Origin of the sequence: Thermocrispum sp. (assembly GCF_002919275.1) — a bacterium.
Classification (GTDB): Bacteria; Actinomycetota; Actinomycetes; order Mycobacteriales; family Pseudonocardiaceae; genus Thermocrispum; species Thermocrispum agreste.
On sequence record NZ_PKFA01000015.1, the window covers coordinates 46,784 to 67,046 of the forward strand.

The following is a 20,263-nucleotide window of genomic DNA, read 5'->3' on the forward strand; positions in this document are numbered from 1 at the left end:
GGCCAGCTCGGGTCACGCTGCAGACCTCCACAAATAGCACTCAGACCCCGGCGTATGCCAGGTGCGCCGGGGTCTGAATCGGTGTGGTGACCGGACCTGTTACTCGGCGGTCTTCCGCGTGGTCTTGCGGGCCGAGGTGGAACCGGCCGTCTTGCGGGTCGTGCTCTTGCGGGTGGTGCTCGCCTTCGCCCGCTTGGTGGCCGCGGTGTTCTCGGCCGCGACGGCGTTGGCCGTCTTCTTGGCCGAGGTCGCGGTCTTGACGCTCTCCTCGGCGGCGGTGTCGACGGCCTGCTCCGCGGCCGCGGTGGCCTTACGGGTGCGCTGGGTGACCTTGCTCAGCACCTCGTCGATGCGCTCGCGCGCCTCGCCGGCGACCTCTTCCAGCCGCTCCTGCGCCTTCTCCAGCGCGTCCTGCAGCTGCTCGAGGGTGTTGCGCACCTGCGGCTGCGCCAGCAGCTGGTCCCACGCCTCCTCGCCGGCCTCGGCCAGCTTGTCGTACAGCTTGCGCGCCGACTCGCTGTACTCGTCGACCAGCTTGCGCAGCTCGTCGGCGGTCAGCTTGCTGCGCAGCTCGCTGAAGTCGCCGGACCCACGCAGGTCCTCGGCGGCCTTGCGGGCCTCGTCGATGGCCTTGCGCAGGCCCTCGCCCGCTTCGTCGATGGTCTTGCGCACGCCTTCGCGGCCCTCACCGGCCCGCTCGCGCGCCTTGTGCACGGTGTCCACGACGGCCTTGGTGGCCAGGTTGCCCGCGCCAAGCGCGGCCAGCAGCGGCGTGCGGACCTGCTCGAAGGCGCTGTTGACCTGCTCGCGCACTTTGGCGATGTTGTCCTTGGTGTCTGTCACGGTCGGACGGGTCATGCTGAGATCACTCCTCGTTCTTGTCGGACTCAGCACGGTGCTGGTCCTGCTTCGCCGCGTTCTCCCGGCGGAATGAGTGGTAGATGTCGAGCAGTACTTGCTTCTGCCGCTCGGTGAGCTCGGTGTCTGCGCGGATCGCGTCCGGCACCGGACCCCCGCTCGGGGTGTCCAGGATTCCCGCCTGGACGTACAGCGCCTCGGCCGAGATACGCAGCCCTTTGGCGATCTGTTGCAAGATCTCCGCGCTCGGCTTGCGCACGCCCCGTTCGATCTGGCTCAAGTACGGGTTGGAAACACCCGCGCGCTTGGCCAGCTGACGCAGCGAGATCTTGGCGTTGGTGCGCTGCTGCCTGATGTACTGCCCGATGTCCCGGCCGATGTCCCGGCCGAAATCGGCCACCCTGCCGATGGGCTTGCCGGAAGAGGACTCCCGCGAGCCGGCTGTGCCGGACGCGTCGGTTCGGGCACCCGGACCCTCGTTGGTCGATTCAGGCATCCCGCCCACCTCCTTGCGACATCACCCACGCTACGCCCAAGTGCTAGCAATTGCAAGCACATTGCTTGCAACCACTCGGTGTGAGCTCAGCCACCATGGGTGGGGCCACATGACGCTCGGCGACCGACCCTGACGTCGGCAAATGCGCGTGCCGATCAGACTTCGGCGGGATGCCGACACGGGCAGCGGGCGCAAGCACTACTGCAAGCACCGTGCTCGGTACCGGATTTCCTTGTGCCGCGGGAGGCCAAACGCGACGGTGCCGAGGTGTGGCCGGACTCTCGCCGGCGGCGCCCGCTATCCCTGACCGTTTGCCGTCGAGTCGAAGCACAGGCAGAACGGATGGCCCGCCGGGTCGGCGAAGACGCGGAACGTCTTCGGCGTGTCGTCCAGCATCCGGGCGCCGAGGCGCAGCGCGCGTTCCTGCACCGTCTCCAGATCGGTGACGTCGAAGTCCAGGTGCAGCATCTGCGCGCGCTCGTTCGACGGCCAGGTGGGCGGCTGGTACTCCGGGTCCTGCTGGAAGCAGATGTCCACGCCGCCGTCCGGGTTGACCAGCGTCACCCATCGGTCGCCCGGCTGGTCCTCGGCGGAGATGGACCAGCCGAGCAGTTCGCCGTAGAACTGCGCCAGCGCGTACGGGTCCGGGCAGTCCAAAGCGACACAGCTGACGGTGATGTCGGGCATGGCGACTCCTTCGTCGGTTTACCGGTGCCGCCCATCGTGTTCCGGGGCACCGACAGCCGCAGCTGATTTTCCGGTCTCAGAACAGCAGCTGCGCGACCGTGTAGATGGCCAGCCCGGCCAGCGCGCCGACCACCGTGCCGTTGATCCGGATGAACTGCAGATCACGCCCGACCTGCAGCTCCACCTTGCGCGCGGTCTCGTCGGCATCCCAGCGCTCGACGGTGTCGGTGATCAGCGTGGTCAGTTCGTCGGCGTAGTTGCCGACCACATGGGCGGCCACGTCCTCGGCCCAGGTGTCCACCTTGGCGCGCAGCGGGTCGTCGCCGGACAGCCGCTCGCCCAGCCGGACCAGGCTCTGCTGCAGGCGCAGCCGCAGCTCGCTGGACGGGTCCTCGGCCGCGGTCAGCAACATCTCCTTGGCGGTCGCCCACGCCGAGCCGATCAGTTCCTGCACCCGCGGGTGCTCGACGATCTGCATCTTCACCTGCTCGGCCCGCGCGATGGTCTCCTGGTCGACCTGCAGGTCCTTGGCGAACTCGGTCAGGAACCGGTCCAGTGCCTGCCGCATCGGGTGGTCGGCGTCCACCTTCACCGCCCAGGCGAACGACAGCACCTCGCTGTAGACCTTGTCCGCCAGCAGCTCGTCGACGAACCGGGGCGACCAGGACGGCGCCCGGTCCATCACCACGGTCAGCACCGTCTTCTGGTTGTCCCGCACCCACTCGTACGCCCGGTCGCACACCAGGTCGACCAGCTTGTGGTGGGAGCCGTCCTCGACCACCTTGGCCAGGATCTTGCCGAGCGGCGGGCCCCACTCCTTGGCGATCACCCGGCGGGCGACCGCCTGCTCCATCACCGCCTGCACGTCCTCGTCCCGCAGCACCGTCACCGCGCCGCGCACCACCGTGGCGACCTCGCTGGTGACCCGTGCCGAGTTCTCCGGCTTCGCCAGCCACTGCCCGAGCCGCCTGGCCAGGTCGGTGTTGCGCAGCTTCTGGCGCACCACCTGCTCGGACAGGAAGTTGGTGCTGACGAACTCGCCCAGGCTGGAGCCCAGCTGGTCCTTCTTGTTCGGGATGATCGCGGTGTGCGGGATCCGGATGCCCAGCGGGTACCGGAACAACGCGGTCACCGCGAACCAGTCGGCCAGCGCGCCGACCATGCCGGCTTCGGCGGCCGCCCGCACGTAGCCGAGCCACTCCCCGCCACCGGCCGACAGTGCCCAGCTGCTCAGCAGGAACACCGCGGCGGCGCCGAGCAGGAAGGACAGCGCCACCGCTTTCATGCGGCGCAGCCCCTGCCGCTTCTCCTCCTCGGCCAGCTGTGTGCGCCGGGTGACCATGGTCAGGGTCTCGGCCTGTTCCGTCTGCGTCACGGTGGCTCCCTCGTTGCTGCTGGCGTGCGACTCACCGGTTCAACATCCGCGCGGCCGTCATTGTCGCCGCCGGCGCGGCTTGTCTGCCCGCTCTGTTCCCGCGTGCCGGTGATCTGCGAGGATCAATCGTCATGCGCGACCCGGTATTGGTACCCCGGCTGCGGCCGTTCGCAAGCACCGTGTTCGCCGAGATGACCGCGCTGGCCACGCGAACCGGATCGGTCAACCTCGGGCAGGGCTTCCCGGACACCGACGGGCCCGCGGGCATGCTGGACGCGGCCCGGCAAGCCATCGCCGACGGGGTGAACCAGTACCCGCCGGGACCGGGCAGGCCGGAACTGCGGGAGGCGGTCGCGGCGCACCGGCAGCGGTACGGCACCTCGTTCGATCCGGAGTCGGAGGTGCTGGTGACCGCGGGAGCCACCGAGGCGATCACCGCCGCCCTGCTCGGGCTCACCGACGCCGACGACGAGGTGATTCTGCTCGCCCCCTACTACGACTCCTACGCGGCAGCGGTGGCGATGGCAGGAGCGCGCCGCGTGGTGGTCTCGCTGGCCCAGTCCGACGGCACGTTCCGGCTGGACCTGGACGCGATCCGGGCCGCGATCACCCCACGGACCAGGGCCGTCGTACTCAACTCCCCGCACAACCCGACCGGGACGGTGTTCGGCAGGGACGAGCTCGCCGGCCTGGCTCAGCTGTGTGTCGAGCACGACCTGATCGCCATCACCGACGAGGTGTACGAGCACCTGGTGTTCGACGCGCCGTCCGGCCGCGAGCACATCCCGCTGGGCACGTTCCCCGGGATGGCCGAGCGCACCGTCACCATCTCCAGCGCGGGCAAGACGTTCAGCTGCACCGGCTGGAAGATCGGCTGGGCCTGCGGCACGCCGGAGATCGTGGCTGCGGTCCGGGCGGCCAAGCAGTTCCTCACGTTCGTCTCCGGCGGACCGTTCCAGGTCGCCGTGGCGCACGCGCTGAACAACGAGCTGCCGTGGGTGGAGCGGAATCGGCAGGCACTGCAGCGCAAGCGGGACCGGTTGTCGGAAGGGCTGGCGGACGCGGGCTTCGGTGTGCTCGAGTCGTCCGGCACGTACTTCGTCTGTGCCGACGTCCGGCCGCTCGGCATCACGGACGCCACCGAGCTGGCCTGGCAGTTGCCTGAGCGGATCGGGGTGGCCGCGGTGCCGGTGGGTTCGTTCACCGAGGGGCCGGAATTCGACCACTTGCTGCGGTTCGCCTTCTGCAAGCAGGACGACGTGCTGGACGAAGCCATCAAGCGATTGCGCTCGCTGTAGCGGCCCCTACACCCGTTCGGCCTCACCCGCCGTGGCGGAGGACGAAAAGTTCGCCGGGTTCTTCGCCGAGGCCGGGGCGCGGTGCCGACCTGTCCGCCGCCGCGCGCGGTTCCGCCGATCCGCTGGTCACGCCCGTCCTTACCGGTTCGAAGCCGTCTGTGAGCGTGTCAGTGCAGGTCACGATGGTCGCGGGTGGGCGAGATGGACTACCGGCAAACCGCCCAAACGCCGCATGGGGGACTGGATCAAAGGGGTGCAGGATGTAACACTCGTGCACGTGTACGTCAACGCGGCGACCTCGACGACGTGGGCCGACGGCATCCGTAGGGCTGCCGCGCGCGTGTCGGTCCTGCTCGCCCGCGTTGTGGTCCGTGTCGCGGTCGCCGCAGGTCTGGCGGCTGCCGGGTGGGGGCTGATGCTGGTCGTCGGCTCCGCCGCCGCTTCGGCCGACGAACCGAGCCTTTCGCTCGGCTCTGTCGAGCGGCCTGCGAGCGCTTCTCCCGCGCAGCCGGCACGGTCCGGGAACTCCGCCGAGCCCGGCTCCGAGGACGAGTCCGTGAGCCGGGGAGCCGCCACGAAGGAGGCCACGACCGCCGCCACCAGCGCATCGCGTCCCGGCCTGCTGGGCGGTGTCATCGGCGGTCTGGCTCAGACCACGTCGCACATCGCGAATTCGGCCGTGGACACCGTCAAGCAGACGACCGGTGCGGTGACCAAGACGGTGCACGACACCGTCAAGCAGGTGTCGGAGACTGTCAACGCCGTCACCGGCGGCGTGCGTGACACAGTGGGCAACGTCATCCGCCCCGGCAGCGGAATCGGTGACATCATCGATCCCGCGCCGTCGATTCCGGTGGTGCAGCCGGTCGTCACCGTGCCGATCAAGCCGCAGACACCACCGGCCACGTCCTCCGTGCGCACGGTCACGAAGAAGGCCGTCACGACGTCCGAGCGGCCAGAAGCGAAGAAGCCGCAGTCGAGCGAGCGCTCGCCGGCGCGGGCCGAGCGTCACGACGACCGCGCTCCTGCGGCTGGCATGGCCGACTTGGCACGTTCCGCCGGTAGCGCGTCGACGGGTTCGGCGCTGTCGAGCCAGGACGGCGCGGTTGGCGCCATGGAGAAGCAGATGCCGTCGACGCCGTGCGGCGCTTCGTCGCCGACGGTGGCACACGCGGACGCGCCGAGCAAGAAGCTGCTCGGCGTCGTCGCGACGACGACGGCGAGCAACCCGCTGCACCGGATCGGCGCCGTGGCAGTCGCACCGGAATCGCGCGCCGTCATGACCGCCGCGCTGCCGTGTACCTCCCCTGATTGACCTCGCCCCGGATCCGACGGGACAGCTGCGTCCTTTTTCGCCTTACCCCACCTGGCCTAGCAAGCTGAGCCATCCGTCCGTTCCGGCGTACCGACGTTCGTGGTCCGTCGGCCGCCGACCGCACAAGGGGCATTTCCGATGACCGACCGCATCGTTGCTCACAACAGCGCCGGGCACCGTCCCGCGCACGAGACCGAGTGCGGTCGCCCGCGAGCAACCCGATGGGCCGACCGCGCCCGGCCTCTCGGGGTCCTGCTCCGGCGCCGCGTTGCCCCCGCGGCGCCGGAGCCCACCGCACGGCGCGAAACCGGTTTCGGGCCCGCACGGCGTGCGCCACGTCAGCACGCCCCGCGCCCGATGGGGCGCGTCGCTCCGACGGACTTCACCGCGCCGAGGTTCCGTCGGCCTGTCCCACGACGCGCCTGACCGCGGTGGCTTTCCGGCATGACGAGGGGCTGTGCCGGGAAGCCACCGCGGACATTCTCGACGGTCCGGCACGGAGTTCGGCAAGTGCCGCATGCAGACGATCACGGCCTGCCAGAATGCGCGAGGGACGAATCAGGAGGATCGCGTCGTGAGCAGTGCACTGCCCGTGCCCATCGCGTTCGAGCTGCCGCAGAACTGGCGGCCCGCCGAGCCCGAACAGGTCGGAGCGCCGGAGGCGGCCTACGTTGCGTTGCGGCCCGAGCCGGTCACAGTCACTGACTTCGTCGCCAACATCACCGTCGCAGGCGAACGGCTGAACGGCGATCGTTCGTTGGTCGAGTACGTCGACGAGTCCCTGCGTCGGCTGCGTCAGACCGCACCCGACGCGGAGCTGGTCAAGCGCACCGAGACCGACGCCGAACAGACGCCGAGCGTGACCCAGATCGTTTCGCTGACCACCGACGTGCAGGGCACGCCGCGCCGCGTGCTGCAGGTCCAGGTGTTCCTCGCGGTGCCCGACCCGCAGTACCCGGAACAACGGGCGGTGATCGAGCTGGTGCTCAGCGCGGTGCCGGAGGAGATCGATCAGGTGGTCGGCGACTTCCGGGCCCTGGTGGACAGTGTCACGCCCCACGCTGGGCAGGCCGGGTGAGCCGCACGGGCCCGCCGGTGGCCGAGCTCTTGCGGGTGCGGGGCCGAGCTCTTGCGGGTGAGCGTCGAGCTCTTGCGGGTGAGCGTCGAGGTCCTGTCGGCGTGCGGCCGCTTGCCGCTGAGTGGAGCCCAGTGCCCGAGCGTCGGCCTTGTGGGCCTCGGCCGGAGCTGGAGGGGTCCTCCGGCGCGGCTGAACCGGCGGGGAGTCAGAACACCACGGTGCGTCCGGCGTGCACCAGCACCCGGTTCTCCAGGTGCCAGCGCAGCCCCCTGGCCAGCACCACCTTCTCGATGTCGCGGCCCTTGCGCACCAGGTCGCTCACCGCATCCTCGTGATTGACCCGGATGACGTCCTGCTCGATGATCGGCCCCGCGTCGAGCTCGGGCGTGACGTAGTGGCACGTCGCGCCGATCAGCTTCACGCCACGCTGGTACGCCTGGTGATACGGCCGGGCCCCCACGAAGGACGGCAGGAAGCTGTGGTGGATGTTCAGCGCCCGGCCCGCCCAGCGTTCGCACAGGTGCGGCGGCACGATCTGCATGAACCTGGCGAGCACGATGGCGTGCGGATCGTGCTCGTCGACCAGCTTCTCGATCTGGTCGAACGCGGCCGCGCGGGCCTCGGGGTCCGGCTCGGTCGGGAACGGCACGTGGTGGAACGGGATGCCGTGCGCGCGGGTGATGTCGGCGAGCACGTCGTGATTGCCGATGACCGCACGCAGGTCGATGTCCAGTTCACCGGAGGCCACCCGGCCGAGCAGGTCGTACAGGCAGTGGCCTTCCTTGGACACCAGGATCACCACGCGGCGCTTCTGGCCGGTGTCGTCGATGCGCCACTGCGCCTGGTCACCGCCCAGTGAGCGGGCCACGGGCTCGAACCGGGCACGCAGCTCGTCGACGTCGAACGGCAGCGAATCGGCCCGTACTTCCTGCCGGGTGAAGAACCACCCGGTGTCGGGGTCGGTGTGGTAGGCGGCCTCCACGATCCATCCGCCCGCCTCGGCCAGGAACGTGGCGATGCCCGCCACGATCCCGGTGCGGTCCGGGCAACCGAAGGTGATCACGTAACGGCGTTCTGGCACTCGGCCACTGTAAGCCGGGCACGTATCCGGCAGCGGGCGCGGGTCAGCCGGCGCAGGCGTCCTGCTGCGCGGGCTCAGGGGTGAGCGGTTGTGTCGCGGCGACGTCCTCACCTGGTTCGTGCTTGCCGTGACTGCGGGCCCAGATGCGGCGCCCGATCTCGATCAGGCCGACGGTGGTCAGCGCCAGGGCGAAGGCCAGCAGCAACGCCTTGCCGGGGTTGTCGGCGAAGTAGGCGCCGCCCACGTACCCGATCGTCACGCTGTAGGCGGCCCAGATCGTGGTGCCGATGAGGTCGAAGGTCAGGAACTTGCGCCACGGGTACCGGATGCCGCCGGTGGCGACGCCGGTGGCGAACCTTCCACCCGGCAGGTAGCGCGCGACCAGCAGCAACATCACGGCGTGCTGATGCACCTTGGCGCGCGCCCACTCGATGCGCTGGCGGCCCTTCTCGCCCCGGGAGAACCGGGCGATGAGGGTCGGGCCGGCGAACCGGCCCATGGCGTGGCTGGCGCAGTCGCCGACGAACGCCCCGATGGCCGCGACCGCGACGGCCAGCAGCAGCAGCTCGGTCTGCGGGCTGACCAGCACGGCAACCGTGACCACCGTGGTCTCGCTCGGCGAGAACGGGATGACGGCGTCGAGCATCGTGATCAGGAACAGCAGCACCCACAGCCACGGCGAATCGACGGTGGTCCGCAGCAGGGTGACGAACTGATCAAGAAGCTCGAACATGTCTCGATGGTGGCCCGAATCGACTCCCGTCACCACCGAAATGGAGCAATATCCGGGTTGTCCCCGAGGGGATTCACCCGGTCTCGGCGTGGGCCAATTGCTGCGCGACGTGGGCGTCCTCGTGCCGCAGCAGGCGCACCACCTGCTCGGCGATGGTCTGCTCGATCTTGCCGCCGACCAACGGAATCGAGACCTGAACTTGGCCCGTGACCTGCAGTTTCGACCCGCTGCCATGCGAGGTGAGCGCGGTGTTCACCTGGATCGAACCCGGCACACCGGACACATGCGCCGAACCGGTGCCCACCACGGTGCCGTCGCCGCGCGTCCGCCATTCCTGCGTGCGTTTAACAATCAGGTCACCGGCGTGGATTTTGCGCACGACAGGCGGCAGCTTTTCCGCCGGTATGCCTTGCTGCACGGTGTAACGGACGGCGTCCGGTGACCGTTGGTAATCCACAAGCTTCGCATTGTGTCCGCCGATGGCGGCCAATCGCCCGCGCACCGACTCCTCGTCGGCGATGGCCGCAAGGACCTTCTCGACCGGGTATGCGAACTCCGTGCTGTGCTGCAGGGGGCGTGCCATGGGCGGGAGATTACCCTGCTGGTCATGTCCCCATCCCTGGCCGACTACACCACGCTGCGGCTCGGCGGCCCGGCGGGCCGCATGCTCGAGGTCAAGACCGACGACGAACTCGTCGCCGCGGTGGCCGAGCGGGATGCCGCGGGCGAGCCGGTGCTGCTGCTCGGCGGTGGGTCCAATCTGGTGATTGCCGACAGCGGGTTCCCGGGCACGGTGATCCGGGTGTGCACCGAAGGCCGGCGGATCGAGCGGGTGACCTCGCCCGGCTCCGGCGGCGGCGACCGGGTCCGGGTCGAGGTGGCCGCGGGCGAGGACTGGGACGCCTTCGTGGCCGAGATGGTGGAGGCCGGCTTCGGCGGGCTGGAGTGCATGTCGGGCATCCCCGGACGGGTCGGGGCCACGCCGATCCAGAACGTCGGCGCCTACGGCTGGGAAGTGGGCGACTTCCTGCACTCGGTGCGGGTGTATCACCGTGCCACCGGCCGGCGCGAGACGATGGAGCCGTCGCAGCTGGCGCTCGGCTACCGCACCAGCAGGTTCAAGGGGACGGACGAGGCCGTGGTGCTCGCGGTCACGGTCGACCTGTACGCCGACGGGCTCAGCAGGCCGATCCGGTACGCGGAGCTGGCGCGCATGCTCGGCGTCGAGCAGGGCGCGCGGGTGCCTGCGGCGGACGTCCGCCAGGCGGTGCTCCAGCTGCGGCGGACCAAGGGCATGGTTCTGGACCCGGACGATCACGACACCTGGAGCGCCGGATCGTTCTTCACCAACCCGGTGTTGCCCGCGGGCGAGGCGGACAGGGCGATGCGGCGGATCGCCGAGGTCGTCGGCGGCGACGTGCGGATTCCCACCTATCCGGCGCCTGGGGACGCCGTGAAGTTCTCCGCCGCGTGGCTGATCGAACGGGCCGGGTTCACCAAGGGGCACCCGGGCCCGGGTGGCCGGGTGTCGCTGTCCACCAAGCACACGCTCGCGCTGACCAACCGCGGCTCGGCCAGCACGGAGGACCTGCTGGCGCTGGCCAGGGAGGTGCGCGACGGGGTCGCCGACCGGTTCGGGATCGTGCTGCACCCGGAACCGCTGCTCATCGGCTGCTCGCTGTGATCCTCGGCCCGGTCGGTGCGACCGGCTCTTCGGTGGCCGGTGCCGACAGCAGAAGCACGAATCGTGCTTGGGTGGCGTGATCCGAGCGTTGCAGTGCGGTGTCCAGCACGCCCTGCATGAACGGGCGTGGCCGGATACTTCGGCCGCGCCTTTCCCACACGGAGACCGTGCGATCCGACACACCGATCAGCTGGGCAAATGCACGAATGCTGAGGCGCATCGCGTGTCTGAGCGCGGTCGTTTCTCGTCCGGTCCACCTGGCGACTTGCACTGAGCTCAATCGCGAGGTGGTGGGGCCGTCCGGCCGTCGAGGACGACGCGAATACGTCGACGGCGTCGCCGTCGGAGCATGCGACGCAGCCATCTCCATGTCATCGACCCGCCTTTGTGTCGCGTCATCAGGAAACGTCGTGCACGCCCACCAGGAAACGCCGTGCACGCCCAGCTCGGCGATGTCATTCCGCGAGCGAAGTAGCCGGATGACTCACGGGGCCTCACTTGGGGTGTCACTCGTCGCGCAACGTCTTGTCGACCAGGCATGTGTCGGCAGATCCAGATACGGTGAGTGTTGTGCCGACTACGGAGAGGGCATCGTGGCGGGAGGGAATTCCGCTCTGCGCGCGCTGCTCGACGAGGCTGGGATGAGCAATGCCGGTCTGGCGCGAGCCGTGGTGCGGGCCGGGGCGGCCGAAGGAATCCATCTGGGGACGAACGCGACATCGGTGGGCCGAATGCTCGACGGTTGCCAGCCGCGATGGCCGGTGCCGCGGTTGGTGGCGAAGGTGCTGTCCCAGCACCTCGGGTTCGCCGTGAGCGTGACGGACTGCGGTTTTGCCGATCGTGACGAGGTCGCCGACACGTTCGACGCTTTCCGGCGAGCGCCCACCGCAGATGGCACGATCGCAACCGTGGTGGAACTGTCGGGTCGGGACATCAAGCGGCGGAACTTTCTGCTGGGTGCCAGTTTCGCCGCGGCTTCGTTCGCCGAGCCGGCGTGGCTGGCCATGACGATGCCGACGGCGCAGGCGGAGGCAGGCAACCGACGAGTGGGCGCGGCTGAGGTCTCGGTCATCACGGACACCGTGCGGCATTTCGAACGGCTGCAGCGACGAATCGGTGGCGGCAAGATCCGTGACCCGTCATCGGCTTCGTCCATCGGCAGGCCGAGCTGGTGCGGCGCCGCAGCTATCCGGATCACCTGACCCGCGATCTGCACCGTGCTGTCGCTCAAGCAACCTGGCTGGCCGGGTTGACCAGCATCGACAGCGGCCGCCACGCGCTCGGCCAGGCCTACTGCGCGCAAGCCCTTCATCTTGCCCATCAGTCCGGTGACCGGGTCTACGCGGCCAACATCCTGGCCGAGATGAGCCGCACGACGATGGACGTCGCCAACGCTTCGGGAAACGTCGCCGCCAATGGCCGGCACGCCGTGGCGTTAGCCCGTTCTGCTGTGCATGTCGCCGGTGAGCGGGCGACACCGGGGTTCAAGGCATGGCTGCACGCAATGGAGGCGCGTGCGCTCGCCATGGTCGGTGATCGGCATGCGGTCGACGAGGCCGTGCTGCGCGCTCGACGCTCGTTCGACGGAGCTGACGGCAACGAGCCGGAGTGGTTCGGCTTCTACGGTGAAGCCGATTTTCTTGCCGACGTCGGGCAGTGCCTACGCGACGTGGGCAGGCCGCGGCACGGTCTGGCCATGCTGGAGCGAGCGGCCGCAGCGCTGCCCGAGCACCGGGTGACGGCCCGGCTCAAGACCCAGATCCACATCGCGGCCGCACACCTGGCGATGGGCGACATCCGCACCGCCGGCGAAGTTGTCGCCGGGGTGTTGGACGCCACGCAGGTAATTTCGTCAAACCGCATCGTGGATCGCGTACGGTCGCTGCGGCGCCACGCCCACGGAGCCGGCCCTGGGCGTGCTGCACGCGAGTTCGACGAACGCGTGGCCGCCTTCCTTGCCAGCAACCGGGCGTAGTGCGCCTCTCCGACGGGAACCCCGCGGCTGGGTGCGCATCGAGCAGCTACCCAGAAGTAGCCGCTTGCCGCATCGGGTGAACCGGACGGCCCGTGGCATTCTGGACACGGCCGGTTTGTCCACGCGGCAGATCGCCGCTTGAGGAGGGGGTACCCGTGATAACACGCCGCACCGTGGTCCACGCGGCCGTGGCGGGATCGACCGTAGGACTGCTCGCCGCCTGCACCGGCGGCTCCACCGACGGGCAAGCCGTCGCGGACCCGGACAGTCCGCCAATCGCACTCATCACGGCAGAACCCGGGGACGGCGCGACCGGCGTCAAGGTGCGTGACGGCATCCGGCTGACGGTCAGCAAGGGCAAGTTCACCGAGGTCACGCTGACCAACCCGGCGGGCAAACAGGTCAAGGGCAGCATCTCCGAGGACGGTACGACCTGGCGGCCCGCCGAGCCGCTCGGCTACGGCAAGAAGTACACCTACACCGCCAAGGCGATGGGGGACGACGACAAGCCGGTGGAGCTGACCGGCAGCTTCACCACGCTCAAGCCCAAGTCCGTGGTGCGGGCCACCCTGAACCCCATCGACGACGCGGTGGTCGGCGTGGGCATGCCGATCAGCGTGCGGTTCGCCCAGCCGGTGAAGAACCGCAAGGCCGCGGAGCGGGCGTTGAAGGTGAAGACCACGCCTGAGGTGGAGGGCTCCTGGGGCTGGCTGCACGACCAGCAGGTCGACTGGCGGCCGAAGGAGTACTGGCCGGCCAACACCGAGGTCGAGGTGACCGCCGAGCTGTACGGGGTGCACTACGGCGGCGGGGCCTACGGCAAGGCCGACATCACCACGAAGTTCCGCATCGGCCGCAACCAGGTGGTCAAGGTGCACACCCCGGAGCACCGGATGAAGGTCTACCGGGACGGCAAGCTCTACAAGACCTACCCGTGCAGCAACGGCCGGGACGACGACCCGGACCTGAACACCCCGAACGGCACGGTCATCGTCATGTCGAAGGAGCCCACGTCGATCTTCGACAACGAGCGCTACGGCTACACCAACGTCAAGAAGAAGTGGTGCTGCCGGATTTCCAACCACGGCGAGTACATCCACGAGAACGAGGAGAACCGCGCCAACATCGGCAAGCGGAACACCTCGCACGGCTGCATCAACCTGTTCGAGGCCGACGCCAAGGACTACTTCGACTCGGCGCTGCTGGGTGACCCGGTGGAGATCACCGGCTCCAAGGCGGACTTCCCGACGACCTCGGACGTGTGGGACTGGCTGGTGGACTGGGAGTCCTGGCGCAAGCTGTCCGCGCTCTGACCGCTCCGCTCGGTCCACCTCGGCTGTGCCGGACCCGTCGGTGACACCGCTTGCGGGGCGCCGTGTGCTGCCCGTGACGCGCCGTGGCCGGGGAGGCAGCCGGGACGTGCGGAAGGCCACAATCTCCCCGCCGGTGTGAGGCCAACCACCCATTGTCCGCCACAGTTGGTGGGAAGATCTTCGCCGTCCCAGGTGTTGGACGCCGAGAGAACCCGCGCGCGCTACAAGGGGGTTGCACGATGACGTCCCGCACCACCGCATCCACCGACGTCTTCGCTCGAACCGTCGGGTGGATGCCGCGCCGGGTGGCCGTGCTGTCGGTGCACACCTCGCCGCTGGAGCAACCGGGCACCGGCGACGCGGGCGGGATGAACGTCTACATCACCCAGACGGCCAAGGAAATGGCCCGCCGCGGCATCGCGGTCGAGGTGTTCACCAGGGCCACGTCGTCCGATCAGCCACCCGTCGTGGAGATGGTGCCGGGCGTCCAGGTGCGGCACGTGCCCGCCGGGCCGTTCGAGCCGCTGGATCGCTCCGAACTGCCCAGCCAGCTGTGCGCGTTCACCGCGGGGGTGCTGCGCGCCGAGGCCTTTCACCCGCCGGGCTACTACGACCTGATCCACTCCCACTACTGGCTGTCCGGGCAGGTGGGCTGGCTGGCCGCCGAGCGGTGGCGGGTACCGCTGGTGCACACCGCGCACACGCTGGCGAAGGTGAAGAACGCGGCGCTGGCCGACGGGGACAAGCCGGAGCCGCGCGGCAGGGAGATCGGCGAGCAGCAGGTGGTCGAGGCGGCCGACCGCCTGGTGGCCAACACCGCGGTGGAGTCCGCCCAGCTGGTCGAGCTCTACGGGGCCGACCCTGCCCTGGTCAGCACCGTGATGCCGGGTGTGGATCTGGAACGCTTCACTCCCGGTTCGCGTATCGCAGCGCGGGCCGAGCTCGGCTTGCCCCCGGACGCCCTCGTGCTGGCGTTCGCGGGCCGGATTCAACCGCTCAAGGCCCCGGACGTGCTCTTGCGCGCGGCCGCCGTGCTGCTGGAACGCGATCCGTCACTGCGGGAACGACTGGTGGTGCTCGTGGTGGGCGGGCCGTCCGGGACCGGCCTGGAGCAGCCCACCGCGCTGCGCGAGCTCGCCGGCACGCTCGGCATCGACGACATCACGCGCTTCATGCCGCCGCAGCCCGCCGACCGCCTGGTGCAGGTCTACCGGGCGGCCGACGTGGTCGCGGTGCCCAGCTACAACGAGTCGTTCGGGCTGGTGGCGCTGGAAGCGCAGGCATGTGGGACCCCCGTGGTGGCCGCGGAAGTCGGCGGCCTGCCGGTGGCCGTCCGGCACGACGTCTCCGGGTTGCTGGTGCCGACCCACCGGGCGGACGACTGGGCCGATGCGCTGGCCGCTGTCGCATTGCGACCGGGCGAGCGCGCGCGGCTGTCGGCGGGCGCCTACGCTCATGCCGCGCAGTTCTCGTGGCGGGTGACGACCGACAAGCTGCTGGCCGCCTACGCGGCGGGTGCGGCCGTCAGCAGGCCACAGGCTGCTCAGGCCGTCTAGGGCTGCGACCAAGGACCCCAGGAGGCGCGATGTCCGACCTCGAGCAGGTCGTGCGGTCCACGCTGGACGCGATGGAGATCCGCTACGCCGAGCACGGCCCGGGCAAGTTCTTCGCCACCCTGCCCGGCACCAAGAAGCTGCAGACCAACTGCTGGCTCATCGTGGGCGACAACGCGTTCGCCATCGAGGCCTTCGTGTGTCGTCGGCCGGACGAGAACCACGAGCAGGTCTACCGCTACCTGCTGCGCCGGAACACCCGGCTGTACGGCGTCCATTACGCCATCGACGACGCAGGCGATATCTACCTGGTCGGCCGGATGGCGCACGAGTCGGTGACCGAGGACGAGCTGGACCGGGTGCTCGGGCAGGTGCTGCAGGCCGCCGACGGCGACTTCAACACGCTGCTGGAACTCGGATTCGCCGAGTCGATCCGGCGGGAGTGGGAGTGGCGGGTCTCCCGCGGCGAATCGCTGGCCAACCTGAAGGCGTTCGAGCACCTGATCAAGCCGTCGGCCGAGCGCGAGCCGGGAAGCTTGTCCGACTCGTGACGTTTGCGGTGCAACTGCGCTGAGGGCTCCTTCCGTCCTGCGGGCATCACACCCGTCGACGAAGGGGAACCTCATGCACAGGGGCTTTCGCATGCTGGGCGTGCTGACGCTCGCCGGGTGCCTGGCCGTCGGCTGCTCGTCCGAGGGCGCGAGCCGGTCCACCTCGGCGGCGTCGCCGCTGAGCGCGAACGCGTCCGAAGGAGCGGTCGACCGTGCCCAGCCCGGTCCGCAGCAGGCTGCTCCGGGCAGCCCGGGGGAAAGACCGCCCGCCACGCCGGAGCAGGCAGGCCCGAGCGCCGCCACCGGCACCGCGCCCGCCGCCGCCGACCTGGCCACCAAGGACCGCAAGCTCGCCCGCACCGCCAACGCCACGCTGCGGGTCAAGGACGTGGCCCGCGCTGCGGCTCGTGCGCGCGACATCGCCGCCGGCTTGGGCGGCTACGTCGGATCGGAGCGGACATCGGAGGATTCGGCGACCCTCGCCTTGGCGGTCCCTGGCGAGAAGCTGGATCAGGCGCTCGACCGCATCGCCCGGATCGCGCCGCTGACCACCCGCGAGGTGACCGTCGAGGACGTCACCGACGCCGTGGTCGACGTGCAAAGCCGCATCGCGTCCCAGCGGCGCAGCGTGGCACGTGCGCGGGCACTGCTTGATCAGGCGAAGACCATCGGCGAGATCGTCACGGTCGAGGAGGAGGTCGCCGAACGGGAAGCCGAGCTGGAATCACTCCTCGCCCGGCATCAGGCGCTCACCAGCCGGGTCGCGATGGCTTCGATCACCGTCACGATCACCCGCGACGACGTGCCTGCCGGCCAGCAGGACGACGACACTGGTTTCCTGGCCGGGCTCGCCGGTGGCTGGGACGCGTTCACCACCATGCTCGCCGCCGTCGCGACCGGCATCGGCGCAGCTGCACCGTTCGTGCTCGTCCTCGCGCTGCCGGGGGTGGCGGTGGTGCTGTGGCTGCGCAGGCGGCGCAATCGCAACCTGGCGACCGAGAGTCGATGATCGATCGCGGTGGGTAACGACTGGCGGAACGGCTCGAGGGAGGGGGAGTCGCGAAGCTCGAGCCGTTCCGCCAGGTCCGCCGGAAGTCCGACCGTGACGGGAGCCAACGGACGGCGGCGATTCCCGGCCCGCGCCAGGGAGTGCGTGGAGGCCGGCGCGGACGGGGTCGAGACACAACTTGTCAGAAATGCCACCGTTTTCTCAAGTACCGCCGCTCATCCATCCGGGCGGATTCTGCCGCTGACGTCCGCTCGGGGCAGCGTTTCGGAGCCCGGGAGAGTGAACGAAATCACTCGACGTGCCCAGGAAGGCAGAAAGGTCGTTCTACCGCCGGTAGGACCGTGTTACCCGTGTAGCCAGGGGGCCGGGGTCACCGAATAGCCTGAACGCATGGCTGACAACGCGATGGGAACCTTGGTCTTGCTCCGCCACGGGCAGAGCACCTGGAACGCGGAGAATTTGTTCACCGGCTGGGTCGACGTTCCGCTCTCCGAGCAGGGTGAACAGGAAGCCCGGCGCGGCGGTGAACTGCTGCGCGAACGCGGCGTGCTGCCGGATGTCGTGCACACGTCGCTGCTGCGGCGCGCCATCGTCACGGCCAACATCGCGTTGGACGCCGCGGACCGGCTGTGGATCCCGGTGCGGCGGGACTGGCGGCTCAACGAACGGCACTACGGCGCACTGCAGGGCAAGAACAAGAAGCAGACGCTGGAGCAGTTCGGCGAGGAGCAGTTCATGCTGTGGCGCCGCTCCTACGACACCCCGCCGCCGCCGATCGAGCCGGGCAGCGAGTTCAGCCAGGACGACGACCCGCGGTACGCGGGAGTCGACATCCCGCGCACCGAGTGCCTGAAAGACGTCCTCGAGCGGGTGCTGCCGTACTGGGAGTCCGCGGTGGTGCCGGACCTGCGGGCGGGCAAGACGGTGCTGCTGGCCGCGCACGGCAATTCGCTGCGGGCGCTGGTGAAGCATCTGGACGGCATCTCCGACACCGACATCGTCGGCCTGAACATCCCGACCGGCATCCCGCTGCGCTACGACCTGGACGAGAACCTCAAGCCGATCAAGCGCGGCGGCGAGTACCTGGATCCGGAAGCGGCGAAGGCCGCCGCGGAAGCGGTGGCCAACCAGGGCCGGTGAATTCTTGCTGACCGGCGTTCGGTGAACCACGGCCAAGGCCCCGGTGTCGATCATGCCGGGGCCTTGCCGTTTCCCGCGGCAGGCGCCCGGGCCGGCGGTTCGCCCACGGTGACCGCAAAACCACCAACGGGTGAACGGGAATTGACCTGCCGGGAAACATTTCCGCCCCGGATGTCACCGCGGTCACGAATTCCACGTCCGAGACTAGGACAACCGCCTACCTGCATGTTTACGATTCGCCCGTGAGTGTGGTCGCGACCGTTGCCGTCGCCGTCGGCTCGTTGGTGGCCGGCGTGGTGCTGGGGTATTTCCTCCGGCGCTCCTCCGGTGGGCAGCGCGCCGGCCGCCCAGAGGGCCCGACGGTGGCGGAATTGCTGCTTCGGCTACTGGATTCCTCGCGCAGCGCCGTCGCGGTGATCAACAAGTTCGGCGACACGGTGCTGCACAATCCGCGCGCGGTCGAACTCGGTGTGGTGCGCGACAACCGCATCGACCCGCGAGCCAGGGTGGCCGCCGACCAGGCGCAGCAGACCGGCGAGAAGGTCTCCATCGACCTGTCCCCGCTGCACGCCAAGGGCAGGCAGCCGGAGGCGGTGGTCGGTGAGGCGACCGCGCTGGGCGACGGGTTCACCGTCATCGAGGCGGTCGACCATTCCGAGGCGGTCCGGTTGGAGGCCACCCGGCGGGATTTCGTAGCCAACGTCAGTCACGAGCTCAAGACGCCGGTCGGCGCCATGGCGCTGCTGGCCGAGGCCGTGCTGGACGCGGCGGAGGACCCGATCGATCCGGACGGGGTGCGCCGGTTCGGCAGGAAGATCCTCGACGAGGCCAACCGGATGGGCACTTTGGTCTCCGAGCTGATCGCGCTGTCCCGGTTGCAGGGCGCCGAGCGGCTGCCGGACCTGGTCGAGGTGGACGTCGACGACGTGGTGCGGGAAGCGCTCGAGCGGGTCAAGCTCCCCGACGACGAGGACCGCAGGCGGTTCACCACCGACGCCGACAGCGGCCTGGTGGTGGAAGGCGACCGCACGCTGCTGGTGACCGCGTTGACCAACCTGCTCAACAACGCGGTCGCGTACTCGCCGCCGGGCAGCCCGGTCTCGGTGACCCGCCGCCTGGTGGACGGGATGGTGGAGATCGCGGTGACCGACCGCGGCATCGGCATCGCCCCGGAGGAGCAGGAGCGCGTGTTCGAACGGTTCTACCGGGTGGACAAGGCGCGCTCACGGGAAACCGGCGGCACCGGGCTCGGGCTGGCCATCGTCAAGCATGTCGCCGCCAACCACGGCGGATCGGTGCGGCTGTGGAGCGTGCCCGGCACCGGCTCGACGTTCACACTGTGCATTCCCGCGCGGCAGAGCGTGCGGGCGAACGCGACCCATGGCGAGCGTGCCACGCGCCTCGTCGGGACCGACCACGGAGGAAAGCTGTGACCAGGGTGCTGATCGTCGAAGACGAGGAGTCGTTCGCTGACCCGCTGGCCTTCCTGCTCCGCAAGGAGGGATTCACGACGGCGATCGCCACCGACGGCCAGCAGGCGCTCGAGGAGTTCGACCGCAACGGCGCCGACATCGTGCTGCTCGACCTGATGTTGCCGGGCATGAGCGGCACGGACGTGTGCAAGAAGCTGCGCCAGCGGACGTCCGTGCCGGTGATCATGGTGACCGCGCGGGACAGCGAGATCGACAAGGTCGTCGGGCTGGAGCTGGGGGCGGACGACTACGTGACCAAGCCGTACTCGGCGCGTGAGCTGGTCGCCCGGATCCGCGCGGTGCTGCGGCGCGGCGAGAAGTCCGCCGACCGGAACTCCTCGTCGGTGCTCACCGCCGGGCCGGTCCGGATGGACGTCGAGCGGCACGTGGTGACCGTCGACGGCAAGGAGGTCGCGCTGCCGTTGAAGGAGTTCGACCTGCTGGAGTACCTGATGCGCAACGTCGGCCGGGTCCTCACCCGCAGCCAGCTGATCGACCGGGTGTGGGGCGCGGACTACGTCGGCGACACCAAGACGCTGGACGTGCACGTCAAACGCCTGCGTTCGAAGATCGAACCCGACCCGAGCTCGCCGCGCTACCTGGTGACCGTGCGCGGCCTCGGCTACAAGCTCGAGGCGTGACCCG

General features: G+C 69.5%; 20 protein-coding genes. 13 read left to right on the top strand and 7 right to left on the bottom strand.

Annotated elements, in window-relative coordinates; all coding sequences use genetic code 11:
• Positions 1–99: 99 nt before the first annotated feature.
• The 4 genes from CXP56_RS03205 to CXP56_RS03220 all read right to left on the bottom strand — a co-directional run bounded on the left by CXP56_RS03205 (position 100) and on the right by CXP56_RS03220 (position 3,383).
• On the bottom strand, positions 100–858 hold the full coding sequence (locus CXP56_RS03205; protein WP_051309932.1) for a hypothetical protein: 759 nt from the start codon (positions 856–858) through the stop codon (positions 100–102).
• 7 nt (positions 859–865) lie between these two features.
• Positions 866–1,354, bottom strand: a complete 489-nt coding sequence (locus CXP56_RS03210) for a helix-turn-helix domain-containing protein (protein WP_084609055.1) — start codon at positions 1,352–1,354, stop codon at positions 866–868.
• A gap of 297 nt (positions 1,355–1,651) precedes the next feature.
• A complete protein-coding gene (locus CXP56_RS03215; protein ID WP_028846961.1) occupies positions 1,652–2,041 on the bottom strand; it encodes a VOC family protein in 390 nt (129 codons plus the stop codon).
• Positions 2,042–2,117: 76 nt separating this feature from the next.
• Positions 2,118–3,383, bottom strand: coding sequence for a DUF445 domain-containing protein (locus tag CXP56_RS03220; RefSeq protein ID WP_038044720.1), 1,266 nt, complete (start codon positions 3,381–3,383; stop codon positions 2,118–2,120).
• 164 nt (positions 3,384–3,547) lie between these two features.
• Between CXP56_RS03220 and CXP56_RS03225 the strand changes: the two genes are divergently transcribed.
• The 3 genes from CXP56_RS03225 to CXP56_RS03235 all read left to right on the top strand — a co-directional run bounded on the left by CXP56_RS03225 (position 3,548) and on the right by CXP56_RS03235 (position 7,107).
• Entirely contained in the window at positions 3,548–4,714 is a 1,167-nt protein-coding gene (locus tag CXP56_RS03225) for a pyridoxal phosphate-dependent aminotransferase (protein WP_028846959.1), read from the top strand.
• Between the two features lie 721 nt (positions 4,715–5,435).
• The gene (locus CXP56_RS03230) at positions 5,436–6,029 is read left to right on the top strand and encodes a hypothetical protein (RefSeq protein WP_286899747.1); all 594 of its coding nucleotides are present in this window, start codon (positions 5,436–5,438) and stop codon (positions 6,027–6,029) included.
• 574 nt (positions 6,030–6,603) lie between these two features.
• Positions 6,604–7,107 (top strand): hypothetical protein, encoded by a 504-nt coding sequence (locus CXP56_RS03235; RefSeq protein WP_028846957.1) that lies wholly within the window; start codon positions 6,604–6,606, stop codon positions 7,105–7,107.
• Positions 7,108–7,312: 205 nt separating this feature from the next.
• On the opposite strand, the gene purU is transcribed toward CXP56_RS03235, so the two are convergent.
• The 3 genes from purU to CXP56_RS03250 all read right to left on the bottom strand — a co-directional run bounded on the left by purU (position 7,313) and on the right by CXP56_RS03250 (position 9,504).
• The gene (purU, locus tag CXP56_RS03240; protein WP_286899748.1) at positions 7,313–8,188 is read right to left on the bottom strand and encodes a formyltetrahydrofolate deformylase; all 876 of its coding nucleotides are present in this window, start codon (positions 8,186–8,188) and stop codon (positions 7,313–7,315) included.
• A 43-nt stretch (positions 8,189–8,231) separates the two neighbouring features.
• Positions 8,232–8,921, bottom strand: coding sequence for a DedA family protein (locus CXP56_RS03245; RefSeq protein WP_051309927.1), 690 nt, complete (start codon positions 8,919–8,921; stop codon positions 8,232–8,234).
• A 73-nt stretch (positions 8,922–8,994) separates the two neighbouring features.
• Entirely contained in the window at positions 8,995–9,504 is a 510-nt protein-coding gene (locus tag CXP56_RS03250) for a DUF2505 domain-containing protein (RefSeq protein WP_028846955.1), read from the bottom strand.
• Between the two features lie 24 nt (positions 9,505–9,528).
• Here CXP56_RS03250 and CXP56_RS03255 point away from each other — a divergent pair, with 24 nt between their 5' ends.
• The 10 genes from CXP56_RS03255 (at position 9,529) to CXP56_RS03300 (ending at position 20,259) form a co-directional block, all read left to right on the top strand.
• Entirely contained in the window at positions 9,529–10,605 is a 1,077-nt protein-coding gene (locus CXP56_RS03255) for a UDP-N-acetylmuramate dehydrogenase (protein ID WP_286899749.1), read from the top strand.
• A gap of 167 nt (positions 10,606–10,772) precedes the next feature.
• Entirely contained in the window at positions 10,773–11,807 is a 1,035-nt protein-coding gene (locus tag CXP56_RS03260; protein WP_286899750.1) for an NsdA family TPR-like regulatory protein, read from the top strand.
• Complete coding sequence (locus tag CXP56_RS03265) at positions 11,777–12,580, top strand: NsdA family TPR-like regulatory protein (protein ID WP_502694559.1); 804 nt, start codon at positions 11,777–11,779, stop codon at positions 12,578–12,580. Before CXP56_RS03260 ends, CXP56_RS03265 begins: the two co-directional genes overlap by 31 nt.
• Before the next feature lie 155 nt (positions 12,581–12,735).
• On the top strand, positions 12,736–13,893 hold the full coding sequence (locus CXP56_RS03270; protein ID WP_028846951.1) for a L,D-transpeptidase: 1,158 nt from the start codon (positions 12,736–12,738) through the stop codon (positions 13,891–13,893).
• Positions 13,894–14,132: 239 nt separating this feature from the next.
• Positions 14,133–15,449 (top strand): D-inositol-3-phosphate glycosyltransferase, encoded by a 1,317-nt coding sequence (mshA, locus tag CXP56_RS03275; protein ID WP_286899754.1) that lies wholly within the window; start codon positions 14,133–14,135, stop codon positions 15,447–15,449.
• Between the two features lie 29 nt (positions 15,450–15,478).
• Complete coding sequence (locus tag CXP56_RS03280) at positions 15,479–15,997, top strand: type III secretion system chaperone family protein (protein WP_028846949.1); 519 nt, start codon at positions 15,479–15,481, stop codon at positions 15,995–15,997.
• A 73-nt stretch (positions 15,998–16,070) separates the two neighbouring features.
• On the top strand, positions 16,071–17,006 hold the full coding sequence (locus CXP56_RS03285) for a DUF4349 domain-containing protein (RefSeq protein ID WP_286899755.1): 936 nt from the start codon (positions 16,071–16,073) through the stop codon (positions 17,004–17,006).
• Between the two features lie 390 nt (positions 17,007–17,396).
• A complete protein-coding gene (locus tag CXP56_RS03290) occupies positions 17,397–18,146 on the top strand; it encodes a phosphoglyceromutase (protein WP_028846947.1) in 750 nt (249 codons plus the stop codon).
• A 242-nt stretch (positions 18,147–18,388) separates the two neighbouring features.
• On the top strand, positions 18,389–19,579 hold the full coding sequence (locus tag CXP56_RS03295; protein ID WP_286899756.1) for a sensor histidine kinase: 1,191 nt from the start codon (positions 18,389–18,391) through the stop codon (positions 19,577–19,579).
• Positions 19,576–20,259, top strand: a complete 684-nt coding sequence (locus CXP56_RS03300) for a response regulator (RefSeq protein WP_028846945.1) — start codon at positions 19,576–19,578, stop codon at positions 20,257–20,259. Before CXP56_RS03295 ends, CXP56_RS03300 begins: the two co-directional genes overlap by 4 nt.
• The last annotated feature ends 4 nt before the right edge of the window (positions 20,260–20,263 follow it).